Below are 12028 nucleotides of genomic sequence, written 5' to 3' on the forward strand. Positions count from 1 at the left end.
CGGTCAGCGGGCCGCCCAGGCGGCGAGCGCCGCCGAGATCGGCTCCGGCTTCCCGTCGTTCTGGACGGCGGACGCGGTGAGGACGTCCAGGTGCTGGTAGCCGGCCGCGACGACGTCGCCGGGCCGCGTGCCGCTCGTCAGGCTCACGCCGTCGCCCGCCTCCAGGTTCAGCGTCGGGTTCGCGGCGACGCCGCCGGTGTGGACGGCGCCGTCCGCGACGCCCGGCGCGGACGCCAGCGCGATGTCGGTGACGATCCTGGTCGGGAAGTAGTCCTCGGTGAAGTCCAGCGGGTGCTCCGACAGGCTGCGCGCCAGCTCGCCGATGTCGGTGACCTCCTTGGCGGGCGTGGTGAACGGCTTGCCGCTCTTGGAGACGTAGGGCAGGCCCGCGACGTCGTCGTAGTTCCGCCATCCGTAGAGGGGGCCGTTCGGCTCGTCGGGGATGGCCTTCTGCTCGGTGCCGAGCAGGTTGCGGAACACCCCGAGGCCGGCCTGCGCGAGGTCGTTCGGGACGGGGAAGTCCTTGTCGACGATCCTGCCGCCGTCGAAGAACCCGACGCTGGCCTGGATGAACGCGAGCGGCTCGGAGTCGTCGTCCATCAGGCCGCCGAGCGCGGCGGCGTTGGTGAACTTGAAGTCCTGCACGCGCGGGCTGCCCTTGGCGAACGTCGCGAGGTCCTTGGAGAACAGGAACCGGTAGGTCGTGTCGGTGTTGAAGCTCGACGGGACGTAGCTGGCGAGGTCGGACAGGCCGCCGGGGGACAGGCGCGCGGCGAGGCCCGCGATCGACAGCAGCGTCATCGTCTCGGTGTTGATGAGGGCGGGCGCCGACAGCGTCCGCGGCACGATCCCCGTGTCCAGGCCGGTCCGCACCGCGTCCGCGCCGAACTTGATGGCGGGCACGAGGTCGGTCGGGACCTGCCCGAACGGGTCGGTCTGGACGCGGGTGTCGAGCGCGAAGTAGCCGCCGCACTGGTTGTAGCCGGCGTCGGCGGTGGTGGCGGGGTTCCCGTCGAAGTCCCAGTCGGCGAAGTAGCCGGTGATGATGCCGCCGAGGGAGTGCCCGCCGCACCGCACCTTCCGCTTGCGGAGCGGCTGGTTCGGCAGCTCGGCGGCGAGCAGGTCGTACTGGTCGCGGACGGTCTGCTCCAGCCCGACGTTCTGCAGCCACTTCACCTGGTCGTTGGACTGGAACCCGGCGAACCTGTGCCCGTCCACCTCGCGCTGCCGGTAGTAGTAGTCGACCGCGACGTGGGTGTCCTTGGCGGCGAGGCCCGCGAGGACGCCGCTGTTGTCCTCCAGGCAGTTCGAGCGCCGGTCCAGCGCCCAGAACTCGATGTGACTCCCGGCCGCCGCCGCTTTCGCGACGGTGTTGCGCGCGACGCTGTCGAAGGCGCCCGCGCCTTCCAGGATGCCGGGCTGCGCGACGAGGATCCGGTCCGCGTCGGCCGAGGCCGCCGGCCCGTCCTTGGACCGGAACCGCAGGTAGGACAGGTAGTCGCAGGCCGCCGGGTGCGCTCCGGCGGACGCCGGCAGCGGCACCCGGAGCCGCACCGCCGTCTCGGCGACCGAGGTCACCGGCGACGTGGACGCGACGGGCGTCTCGGTGCGGTCCGCCGCGGCCTGCGGGGCCGCCCGCACGGGCGCGACGGCCGCGGCGAGGGCGAGCGCGGCTCCGCCGAGGACGGCGGCGGGCTTCCAGGGACTCATCACGATCTCCTCCAGGCGCTTGCGGAGAACGATGGACCCCCCGCCCGCGCGGCCGCTAGCCTCCCGGCGCGCAAGAACGCCCCGGCGGGTTGTGCGCCAGGGACGAAGGGGCGGCGCGACGGGGCGCGGCGAGCTGCGACAGATGTCGTCCTCGCGGTCCGATCGCGCGGGTCCGGCGTCCCCGATACCGTCTGACCGGTCCGGGGTCCGGGAATCGGGAACCGGGGTCGATACTGGAGGCGTTCAGTGCGGGGCGAACCCCCGCGCGGCGGCGGACTCGGTCTTGCGAAGGGACCTACATGACGAGTGAGGACCGGGAGGTCGCGACGGCCGGCGAGCCGGACGGGCCGGCGGGGGACGACGGCGCCCGCGACGGCGCGGCGGACGGCGCCGCGGCGGAGCCGGAGGAGGCGGCCGAGCCGAAGAGGAAGCGGCCGTTCTGGCAGGAGCTGCCGGTCCTGATCTTCATCGCGCTGGCGCTGGCGCTGCTGATCAAGGCGTTCGCCGTGCAGGCGTTCTACATCCCCTCGGAGTCGATGCAGAACACCCTCATGGTCGGCGACCGGGTGCTGGTCAACAAGATCGTCTACCACACCCGGGACATCGAGCGCGGCGACGTCATCGTGTTCCGCGGCCCCGAGTCGTGGGGCGTGGAGGTGCCGCAGCACTACGGCAACCCCGTGTCCAAGGCGCTGCACACCGTCGGCGGCTGGTTCGGCGTCGCCAACGGCGAGAAGGACTACATCAAGCGCGTCATCGGCGTCCCCGGCGACCACGTGACGTGCGCGGGCGACGGCGCCCCGATCGTCGTCAACGGCACGCCGCTGAAGGAGACGTCCTACCTGTACCCGGGCAACACGCCGTCGGACACCAAGTTCGACATCACCGTCCCGCCCGGCCGCCTGTGGGTGATGGGCGACCACCGCGCCGACTCGGCCGACTCGCGCTCCCACCAGGACGGCCCGGACGGCGGCACGATCCCCGAGAAGAACGTCATCGGCCGCGCCTTCGTGGTCGTCTGGCCGTTCGGCGACGCCAAGACGCTGCCGATCCCGAAGACGTCCTGACCGGGCCCGGCGCCCGCCTCCGCGCGGCGGGCGCCGGGCCCGGCGCTCAGGCGGCCCGCCGGCGCCGCAGCGCGGCGGCGCCGCCCGCGACCGCCGCGACCGCGGCGGCGCCGAGGCCGATCCACAGCCAGCCCGCCGAGCCCGACCCCGAGTCCGCCCGCGCGGCCGGGGACGGCGCCGCCGCGGCGGGCGCGGCGGTGCCGGTGGAGCCCGTCACGGTGAACGGGTACGTCCCGGTGACGGGGTGCCCGTCGGTCGCGACGACCCGCCAGCCGACCTTGTAGGCGCCGTTCGGCAGCGTCCCGGTGATCGGGACGGTGACGACGTTGTCGACCGCGTGCGCGGCGCCCGCCGACGACAGCCGGGTGCCGCCCGCGTCCAGCAGCACGACCTGCGGCAGCATCACCGGGTCGGCGTAGGTCAGCGTGATCTTCGCGGGGGGCGCCACCGCCGCCCCGGCCGCCGGGTCGGCCGACTTCAGCGTGGTGTGCGCCGACGCGGGCGCGGCGGGCAGCAGCGCCGCCGCCCCGGCGAGGACGGCGACGGCGGCCGCTCGCCTCACGACCCGCTCCGCGCGCTCCGGGCGCGGCTCAGGCCGAACGCGCCGACGCCGATCCCGACGACGCCGGCGGCGATGCCGAGGCCGCCGAGCAGCCGCGCCGTCCCATCGTCGGCCTTGCCGCCGCCGCCGTCCTTGGTGGCGGTGAGCACGGCGGGCTCGGCGTCGCCGGTCCCCTTCGGGGTGAGGGCGAGGACGGGCGCGGGGTGCTCGGGCTCCTCCTGGCCGGGCGCCTGCGCCTCGTTCCACTTCACGACCTCGCCGCCGCTGTAGGTCTGCTCGGCGGGGAAGGCGATCTCCTTGACGTCGGTCGGCAGCGGGCCGAGCGAGACGTCGAACTCCTGGAACTGGCCGGGGTCGATCCTCCCGCCGGACCAGGTGATCCGCGTGACGGCCTCGGTGAGCTCGCTGCCCTCGGCCTGCACCGGCTTCTTCAGCTTGGACTTGGTGACCTGCACCGTCCAGCCGGGCACCGGCCGCACCGACACGAACGCGATCGGGTGGTCGGCGGGCAGGTTCACGACGAGCTTGGTGGTGCCGGCGTCGTCCCGCTCGTTCGGGACGCGGAACGACACCTTGGTGAAGCCGCCCTGCTCGGCCGTGCCGGGGTTGACGGTGACGTGCGCGAGCGCGGCGGGCGCGAGCCCGAGGACGGTGGCGGCGGTGAGCGCGGCGACCGTGGTGGACCGGCGCGTGGTGATGCGGCGTGCGGACATGGGTGTTGCTCCGTTCGAGGCGTGCCGGAAGGGCCGGAGCGCCGGTGGTCGGCGTCCGGTGGTGCTTCGGCGCTCAGGCGAGCGCCCTCGAAGGAGCCGGCGGCCCCCGCCGCACGACCAGGTGCCGCAGCGCCCGGCGCACCGGGCGGGGAACGTCCGCGCCCGGCACGACCGGAGTACGGGCGGGCGGCGCGGGGGGTTCGGCGGCGACGAGCAGCCGCAGCGGGCGCGCGGCGATCCGCCGGGCCAGCGACCAGGCGGCCCGCTCGCCGCGCCGCAGCCACCACGCCGACACGGCGGCGGCGGCGACGTGCGCGAGCGTCATGGCGAGCCCGGACCCGTGGTGCGCGGCGGGCGCGTCCGCCGGGTGGTGCGCCATCAGCTCGGCCGGGGCGCTCGCGCTCGTGTAGAGGCTGTGCAGCGCGAACTGGCCGCCGAGCAGCCCGCCGAGGATGGTGCCGAGCGACCGCTCGTGCCCGGCGAGCGTCCCCGCCACCAGCAGCGTCCCGCCGAACCCGGCGAGCACGGCCCACGCCGGCACGGCGTCCGGGGACGCCAGGGCGTGGCCGAGCGTCGCGAGGACGACGCAGACGGCGGCGAACACCACCGCCCGGCCGGCTCGGGAGACGGGGCGCGGGGGCTGCGGGGACATGTCGGGGACATCGTCCCACCGGTCCCCGCCGGACTCCACCCCTACCCCGCCCCTACGGCGTGACGCGCCCTACATCTAGGGATTGCGCCCGCGGGCCGGACTACATGTAGGGTCTTGCCTCGTGCTGGTTCGCCCCGCGAGGGGCGTCGCAAGAGGGAACCCGGTGGGAATCCGGGACTGCCCCGCAGCGGTGAACGGGAACGACCGCCGTCATGAGCACTGGCCCCGGACGGGGCTGGGAAGCGACGGCCAGTAGGCGGAGAGCTCGGCGCCCGTGAGTCCGAAGACCTGCCCGCACGTCTGGACGTCCAGCCCCGTGGGAGGGCCGGGACGGTGCGCGGCGTGCCCGCGCTCCCGTTTCGCGCGCTCGGCGGGGGGCTCGCGAGGGGAGAAGAGCACGTGACACAGGAACTGATCGCGCCGGCGGGGCTCGCCGCCGAGGTCGAGCGCGCCTGCGCCGGCCTGCCGGGCGCCGACCCGGCCCGGGTGCTGGCCGCCGTCCGCGCCGGGGGCGCCGTGGACGCCGCCGGGCTGCGCGAGCTGGCGATCGGCGAGGCCGCCGCGCTCGTCGCCGTCGAGCCCGCCTACTCGCGGGCCGCCGCGCGGCTCCTCGGCGCGCACATCGCGGACGAGGCCGCGCGCGAGGGCGTCACCCGCTTCTCCGCGTCCGTCGCCGCCGCGCACGCGCAGGGCCTCCTCGCCGACGACGCCGCCGCGTTCGTCGCCGCGAACGCCGCCGCGCTGGACGCGCTGGTCGACGACGGCGCCGACGACCGCTTCGAGTACTTCGGCCTCCGTACCGTCTACGACCGGTACCTGCTGCGGCACCCCGTCACCCGCAACGTCCTGGAGCGCCCGCAGTACTTCTTCCTGCGCGTCGCCGTCGGCCTGTCCGACACCGTCGAGGACGCCGCCGAGCTGTACGCGCTGCTGTCCACGCTGTCGTACCTGCCGTCGTCGCCGACGCTGTTCAACTCCGCCGCGCGCCGCCCGCAGCTGTCCTCCTGCTTCCTGCTCGACTCGCCCCGCGACGAGCTGGAGTCGATCTACGAGCGGTACGGGCAGGTCGCCCGGCTGTCGAAGTACGCGGGCGGCATCGGCATCTCCTGGACGAAGGTCCGCTCGCGCGGCTCGCTGATCCGCGGCACCAACGGCCACTCCAACGGCGTCGTCCCCTGGCTCCGGACGCTGGACTCCTCGGTCGCCGCCGTCAACCAGGGCGGCCGCCGCAAGGGCGCCGCCTGCGTCTACCTGGAGCCCTGGCACGCCGACGTCGAGGAGTTCCTGGAGCTGCGCGACAACACCGGCGAGGACGCCCGCCGCACCCACAACCTGAACCTCGCCAACTGGATCCCCGACGAGTTCATGCGCCGCGTCGAGGCCGACGCGACCTGGTCGCTGTTCGACCCCAAGGAGGTCCCCGAGCTCGCCGACCTGTGGGGGGAGGAGTTCGACGCCGCCTACCGGGCCGCCGAGGCCGCCGGCCGGTACGTCCGGCAGGTCCCCGCCCGCCGCCTCTACGGGCGGATGATGCGGACCCTCGCCGAGACCGGCAACGGATGGATGACCTTCAAGGACGCCGCCAACCGGGCCTGCAACCAGACCGCCGAGCCCGGCAACGTCGTCCACCTGTCGAACCTGTGCACCGAGATCCTGGAGGTCACCGCCGACGGCGAGACCGCCGTCTGCAACCTCGGCTCGGTCAACCTCGCCGCGCACGTCGGCCCGGACGGCGTCGACTGGGCGCGGCTCCGCCGCACCGTCCGCACCGCCGTCCGGTTCCTGGACCGCACCATCGACCGCGGCTTCTACCCGACGCCCGAGGCGGAGAGCGCCAACCGCAAGTGGCGGCCCGTCGGGCTCGGCACCATGGGCCTCGCCGACGTGTTCTTCAAGCTGCGGCTGCCGTTCGCCTCCGACGAGGCGCGGGCGCTGTCCACGCGCATCGCCGAGGAGGTCGCCCTCGCCGCCTACCAGGCGTCCGCCGACCTCGCCGAGGAACTCGGCACCCTGCCCGCCTACGCCGCCACCCGCACCGCCCGCGGGCAGCTCCACCCCGACCACTTCCCGGACGCGGCGCCCGTCCTCGCCGGCGAGTGGGAGGCGCTGCGCGCCCGCGTCGCCCGCACCGGCCTCCGCAACTCGCTGCTCGTCGCGATCGCGCCGACCGCCACGATCGCGTCCATCGCGGGCTGCTACGAGTGCATCGAGCCGCAGGTGTCGAACCTGTTCAAGCGCGAGACGCTGTCGGGGGAGTTCCTCCAGATCAACGGCTACCTCGTCGCCGACCTCAAGCGCCTGGGCCGGTGGACCGCACCCGTCCGCGAGGCGATCAAGCGCGCGAACGGCTCCGTCCAGGGCCTCGCCGACCTGCCGCGCGGCCTCCGCGACCTGTACCTGACGGCGTGGGAGCTGCCGCAGAAGGCCCTCATCGACATGGCCGCCGGCCGCACCCCCTACATCGACCAGGGCCACTCGCTGAACCTGTTCATGGAGACGCCGACCATCGGCAAGCTCTCGTCGATGTACGCCTACGCCTGGCGCAGCGGCCTGAAGACCACCTACTACCTGCGCTCGCGCCCCGCCACGCGCATCGCGCAGACCACCGTCGCCCCCGTCGACGCCGTCACGTGCTCCCTGGAGAACCCCGAGGCCTGCGAGGCTTGCCAGTGAGCGAGCGAACCGGAGGACACGGCATGCTGCTCGACCCCGGCATGGACCTGACCCTGCGCCCCATGCGCTACCCCGACTTCTACGAGCGCTACCGCGCCGCGATCCGCAACACCTGGACCGTCGAGGAGGTCGACCTCGGCTCCGACCTGGCCGACCTCGCCCGCCTCACCCCGGCGGAACTGCACCTGGTCAACCGCCTGGTCGCGTTCTTCGCCACCGGCGACTCGATCGTCGCGAACAACCTCGTGCTGAACCTGTACAAGCACGTCAACGCGCCCGAGGCGCGGCTCTACCTGTCGCGGCAGCTGTTCGAGGAGGCCGTCCACGTCCAGTTCTACCTGACGCTCCTCGACACCTACCTGCCCGACATGGACGAGCGCGCCCGCGCGTTCGCGGCCGTCGAGCACATCCCGTCGATCCGCGCCAAGGCCGGGTTCTGCTTCGAATGGATCGGCTCGATCGACACGCTCGACGAGCTGCGCACCGCCACCGACCGGCGCGCGTTCCTGCTCAACCTGATCTGCTTCGCTGCCTGCATCGAGGGCCTGTTCTTCTACGGCGCCTTCGCCTACGTCTACTGGCTCCGCTCCCGCGGCCTCCTGAACGGCCTGGCGTCCGGCACGAACTGGGTGTTCCGCGACGAGAGCATGCACATGGAGTTCGCCTTCTCCGTCGTGGACACCGTCCGCGCCGAAGAGCCCGACCTCTTCGACGCCGACCTGGCCGCGCAGGTCACCCGCATGATGGAGGGCGCCGTCGAGGCCGAGCTCGCCTTCGCCCGCGACCTGTGCGGCGACGGCCTGCCCGGCATGTCCGCCGACGACATGCGCCGCTACCTGGAGTACGTCGCCGACCAGCGCCTCGCCCGCCTCGGCATGCCGGTCCGCTACGGCACCGCGAACCCGTTCGCGTTCATGGAGCTGCAGGACGTGCAAGAGCTGTCGAACTTCTTCGAGCGGCGCGTCTCGGCGTACCAGATCGGCGTAGAGGGCAGCGTCGCGTTCGACGAGGCGTTCTGACCCGCCTCCCGGGGGTAGGGGCCTGCGCGAAGGCCCCTGACCCCCGGGAGGACGACATGGCCTCGATCATCACCCGCGCCAAGGCGTACCTGCGCAGCCCCCAGGGGCAGCGCCACAAGGAGCGCGCCATCGCCGCGGCCCGCGACCCGCGCAACCAGGCGAAGGCCAAGCAGGTCCTCGCCCGCTTCAAGAGCAGCGGAACCCGCCGCCATCCCCGCTGACCCGCGCTCTCCTGCGGCCCGCCGACCCCCGCAGCCGCCCCCGGCCCCCCCCACGCAGATCAAGGCGAATCCCGATCGGGACATCGGCCGCGCCGGTCGAAAGGGGAGGGAGGCGGCCGGGGCCCGCTCCCGCCATTACCTCTGGGACCTGCGCGATTGATGTAAGGTACGAAAGTCGGCCATTCGCTTACCGCTCGGTAACTTGAGCGGAAGCCGTGCCGCAATAGAAACGGCCCCCAGCCGGCATGTCTCTCGCACAGAGCCCGGCAGGGGGCCGTTCCTTGTCCTAGAACACGTGGTCGCGCGCTGCCTGGAAGGCCGCCCAGGCGCCGAACTTCACGAGTTCGAGCACCAAGCGGACCCGCCAGAAGCGAGCTTCCCTGTCCCCTGCCGGACGGCGGTGCTCCATCGCGCCGCCTCCCTTTCGGCCGCAGGACGGAGCGGCCGGTTCACCCGCCACCGCGGACTGCGATGGCCATACGCATTCCGAGGGCCGGGCCGGCAGGAAAACGATAGCGCGTGCCCTACTACCTCCCGAACAATCGTGCACACGAATCCCGCGAAAAACGGTGGCCGTGTCGCTATTGGCGCAGCTCAGGCGGCAGATGGCAGAGGGAAAATTGGTGCATCTGCATGAGCTGATGCATGAGCCGATGCACGTGCATCGCTCCCTGGGGCCGCAGTCCTCCTCTTGGCGGCCCAAGTGGATCGTTCCATTGCCTCGGGTCCCCGGCGCCGCGAGCATGGGCACCGCGACAACATTGATCGGCGAACCGGCCCTCATCTTCACCAAGGCGGCCATCCGAACCGGGCGGCCCCCCGGCGCCACCCCAACCAGCAGCCGCCCGCCACCTTCTCCTGCCGCCGGCGGCCGCTGCGGCTGCCGGGCGGGGGTGTCATCGGCGGGCGACCGGGGCCGGCGGCGGTCAGGGGCGGGCCGCGGGGAGGACGGCGGCGAGGAGGCCGGGGAAGGCGGCGTCCAGGGCCTCGGTGCGCAGGACGTTGAAGGCGTGGCCGCCCTCGCGGCGGGTGGCGATGACGCCCGCCGAGCGGAGGATCTTGAAGTGGTGGCTGAGCGTGCTCTTGGCCACCGGCGCGTCGAACCGCCCGCAGGCGATGGCCGCGTCCGCGTCCCACAGCTGCCGGACGAGGTCCAGCCGCACCGGGTCCGCGAGGGCGTGCAGGACGGCGATGACCTCCAGGCGGGCGGGCGCTCCGGCCGGCGCGTGCGCTGTCATGGCTCCTCCTCGGTCTGCCGGCTCCGAGCCTATCCGGCTGTTCGATGTTCATCGAACTCGTGCCATAGTAGTTCGATGAACATCGAACACCGTCGGGGTGCCGTGCCGCTCGCGCTGGTCGCGGCCTTCATGGTCTTCGTCGACGGCACCATCGTGAACCTCGCCCTGGCCCAGCTCACCGAGCACCTGGACGCGACCCGCGCCGAGCTCGAATGGGCCGTCAACGCCTACACGCTGTCCTTCGCCGCGGTCATGCTCGGCGCCGGCGCGATCACCGACGCGCTCGGCGCCAAGCGCGCGTTCGTCGCCGGGCTGGCGGTCTTCACGGCGGCCTCCGCCGTCTGCGCGGCCGCGCCCTCGATGGCGGTGCTCGACGTCGCCCGGCTGGTGCAGGGCGCGGGCTCGGCGCTGCTGCTGCCGAGCGCGCTCGTGCTGGCGACGGCGGCCGCGCCGGGCGAGCGGGCGCGGCACCGTCTCGTCGGCCGGTGGGCTGCCGCGGGCGGCGCCGGGATGGCCGCCGGGCCGCTGCTCGGCGGGGCGCTCGTCGCGCTCGCCGACTGGCGGGCGGTGTTCGCCGTCAACGTCGTGATCGGCGTCCCCGCCCTGCTGTGGAGCGTGCGGTCGATGCCCGCCGTCGCGCGCCGCGAGCGGCGGCTCGACGTCGCGGGCATGGGCGCGGCGACCGTGCTGATCGGCGGGCTGGTCTTCGCGCTCATCGAGGCGCCGGCGCGAGGCTGGGCGAGCCTCGCCGTCGTCTCCGCCGCCGTCCTGGCGGCCGCCGGGCTGGCGGGGTTCGCGTGGGCCGAGCGGACGGTCCCCGCGCCGCTGCTGCCGCGGAGCGTCCGCGGCGACCGGCGGGTCGCCGTCACGGCGGCGCAGGGGGCGCTGTTCAACTTCGCTTTCTACGGTCTGCTGTTCGCGATGAGCCTCATGCTCCAGCAGGGCCGCGGGCTCGGCGCCCTCACGGGCGGGCTGCTGTTCCTGCCGCTGACCGGCCTCATCCCGGTCGGCGGCCTCAGCGGCGCCGCGCTCGCGCAGCGCTTCGGGCGCCGCGCCGTCATCGCCGTCGCTCAAGTCGCGCTGGCCGCCGCGCTCCTCGCGGCGGCCTGGGCCGGGACGCTGGCGCCGCTCTGGCCGCTCGCGCTCGCCCTCGTCCCGGCGGGATTCGTCTCGGGACTGCTGGTGACCGCGATGACCTCGCAGTCGATCGCCGCCGTCGAGCCCGCCCTGCACGGGGCCGCGTCGGCGGCGTTCAACACGTCCCGGCAGATCGGCGGCGCCGTCGGCGTCGCCGCGTTCGGCCCGCTGCTCGGCGCCGGGCACGACATCGGGGACGGGTTCGCGCTGTGCGTGCTCATCGGCGCGGCCGCCATCGTCGCCGCCCTGGCACTCGGCGCCCTCGGCGGCGACGGCCGCGCCCCGGCCACGTCCCGGCGGGCAGCCCCTCAGCCAGCGGCGTGCGGAGCGGAGTCACCGCGCTGACGAGCGCGACGCCGCCAGGTCCGGCTGCCGGCTTCCGGCCCCGGCCTCAGGACCCGTCCTCGTCCAAGGCGTCGAGGGCCTGGCCGGCGAGCGCGGTGATGGCGGTGATCGTGCCAGGGATGAGGCCGTAGGTGCGCATGGCCTCCTCGTAGGCGCCCCGCGCCATGTCGAGCGCGGCCCGCACGGGCACGAGCGGCGGCCCGCCGTCGGCGGGGACCATCCAGCGGTCGGTCAGGGGAACGTCGTCCATCGCTCCGTCTCCAGGGAGTGGTGATCTCAGTCGTGGGCGGTGAACCGCGCCCACACGGCCTTGCCGTGCGCGCCGGGGCGGTGGCCCCATTCCTTGGCCAGGGCGTCCACGATCGGCAGGCCCCGGCCGCCTTCGGCGGTGTCGGCGAGCGCCCGGATCTCGGGCCGCCCGCCCGCGTCGTCGTGCACGGCGATCTCGATCAGCCCGCCGCGCAGCTCCACGGTGAGGGCCAGCTCGCGCGCCCCGTGCAGGACGGCGTTGGCGACCAGCTCGGAGAGGCAGAGGAGGATCTCGTACGCGCGCTCGTCCCCGACCCGCCAGGCGCCCAGGGCCTCGGCCGCGAGCTCCCGCGCCCGTCCGGCCGCGGTGGCGACCGCCGGCTGCTTCAGAGCAACGTAGGTCCGGCCGCTCCCGATCATTTCCAGAACGGGCATTTGCTCC

Annotated in this window: 12 protein-coding genes and 1 riboswitch; of the genes, 5 read left to right on the forward strand and 7 right to left on the reverse strand. The window is 74.1% G+C overall.

Annotation, left to right across the window (positions count from 1 at the left end):
- Positions 1 to 3 precede the first annotated feature (3 nt).
- Positions 4 to 1710, reverse strand: a complete 1707-nt coding sequence (locus K1Y72_RS11735; protein WP_220165966.1) for a hypothetical protein — start codon at positions 1708 to 1710, stop codon at positions 4 to 6.
- Positions 1711 to 2009: 299 nt separating this feature from the next.
- Between K1Y72_RS11735 and lepB the strand changes: the two genes are divergently transcribed.
- Entirely contained in the window at positions 2010 to 2777 is a 768-nt protein-coding gene (gene lepB, locus K1Y72_RS11740) for a signal peptidase I (RefSeq protein ID WP_220165967.1), read from the forward strand.
- Positions 2778 to 2823: 46 nt separating this feature from the next.
- Here lepB and K1Y72_RS11745 read toward each other — a convergent pair whose 3' ends face one another.
- From K1Y72_RS11745 to K1Y72_RS11755, 3 genes are all read right to left on the reverse strand, one after another.
- Positions 2824 to 3339: a copper resistance CopC family protein gene (locus tag K1Y72_RS11745; RefSeq protein WP_308287021.1), complete on the reverse strand. Its 516-nt coding sequence runs from the start codon at positions 3337 to 3339 to the stop codon at positions 2824 to 2826.
- Positions 3336 to 4052: a YcnI family copper-binding membrane protein gene (locus K1Y72_RS11750; protein WP_220165968.1), complete on the reverse strand. Its 717-nt coding sequence runs from the start codon at positions 4050 to 4052 to the stop codon at positions 3336 to 3338. The genes K1Y72_RS11745 and K1Y72_RS11750 overlap by 4 nt, the downstream gene beginning before the upstream one ends.
- A gap of 73 nt (positions 4053 to 4125) precedes the next feature.
- Positions 4126 to 4704 (reverse strand): hypothetical protein, encoded by a 579-nt coding sequence (locus K1Y72_RS11755; RefSeq protein WP_220165969.1) that lies wholly within the window; start codon positions 4702 to 4704, stop codon positions 4126 to 4128.
- A gap of 108 nt (positions 4705 to 4812) precedes the next feature.
- Positions 4813 to 5014: riboswitch (cobalamin riboswitch) on the forward strand.
- Positions 5015 to 5103: 89 nt separating this feature from the next.
- Here K1Y72_RS11755 and K1Y72_RS11760 point away from each other — a divergent pair.
- From K1Y72_RS11760 to K1Y72_RS11770, 3 genes are read left to right on the forward strand one after another with little or no spacing between them, the layout of a single operon-like run.
- Positions 5104 to 7377, forward strand: a complete 2274-nt coding sequence (locus K1Y72_RS11760) for a ribonucleoside-diphosphate reductase subunit alpha (RefSeq protein WP_220165971.1) — start codon at positions 5104 to 5106, stop codon at positions 7375 to 7377.
- A 23-nt stretch (positions 7378 to 7400) separates the two neighbouring features.
- Positions 7401 to 8396, forward strand: a complete 996-nt coding sequence (locus K1Y72_RS11765) for a ribonucleotide-diphosphate reductase subunit beta (protein ID WP_220165973.1) — start codon at positions 7401 to 7403, stop codon at positions 8394 to 8396.
- Positions 8397 to 8452: 56 nt separating this feature from the next.
- Positions 8453 to 8617 (forward strand): hypothetical protein, encoded by a 165-nt coding sequence (locus K1Y72_RS11770; protein ID WP_220165975.1) that lies wholly within the window; start codon positions 8453 to 8455, stop codon positions 8615 to 8617.
- 926 nt (positions 8618 to 9543) lie between these two features.
- On the opposite strand, the gene K1Y72_RS11775 is transcribed toward K1Y72_RS11770, so the two are convergent.
- Positions 9544 to 9855 (reverse strand): ArsR/SmtB family transcription factor, encoded by a 312-nt coding sequence (locus K1Y72_RS11775; RefSeq protein WP_220165977.1) that lies wholly within the window; start codon positions 9853 to 9855, stop codon positions 9544 to 9546.
- Positions 9856 to 9930: 75 nt separating this feature from the next.
- Between K1Y72_RS11775 and K1Y72_RS11780 the strand changes: the two genes are divergently transcribed.
- A complete protein-coding gene (locus K1Y72_RS11780) occupies positions 9931 to 11337 on the forward strand; it encodes an MFS transporter (protein ID WP_220165979.1) in 1407 nt (468 codons plus the stop codon).
- Positions 11338 to 11383: 46 nt separating this feature from the next.
- Here the strand turns inward: K1Y72_RS11780 and K1Y72_RS11785 are convergent, their stop codons facing one another.
- Both K1Y72_RS11785 and K1Y72_RS11790 read right to left on the reverse strand, forming a co-directional pair.
- Complete coding sequence (locus tag K1Y72_RS11785; RefSeq protein WP_220165981.1) at positions 11384 to 11587, reverse strand: hypothetical protein; 204 nt, start codon at positions 11585 to 11587, stop codon at positions 11384 to 11386.
- Between the two features lie 26 nt (positions 11588 to 11613).
- Complete coding sequence (locus K1Y72_RS11790) at positions 11614 to 12021, reverse strand: ATP-binding protein (protein WP_220165983.1); 408 nt, start codon at positions 12019 to 12021, stop codon at positions 11614 to 11616.
- Positions 12022 to 12028: the final 7 nt, after the last annotated feature.

Origin of the sequence: Actinomadura parmotrematis, assembly GCF_019458805.1 — a bacterium.
Lineage (GTDB): Bacteria > Actinomycetota > Actinomycetes > Streptosporangiales > Streptosporangiaceae > Spirillospora > Spirillospora parmotrematis.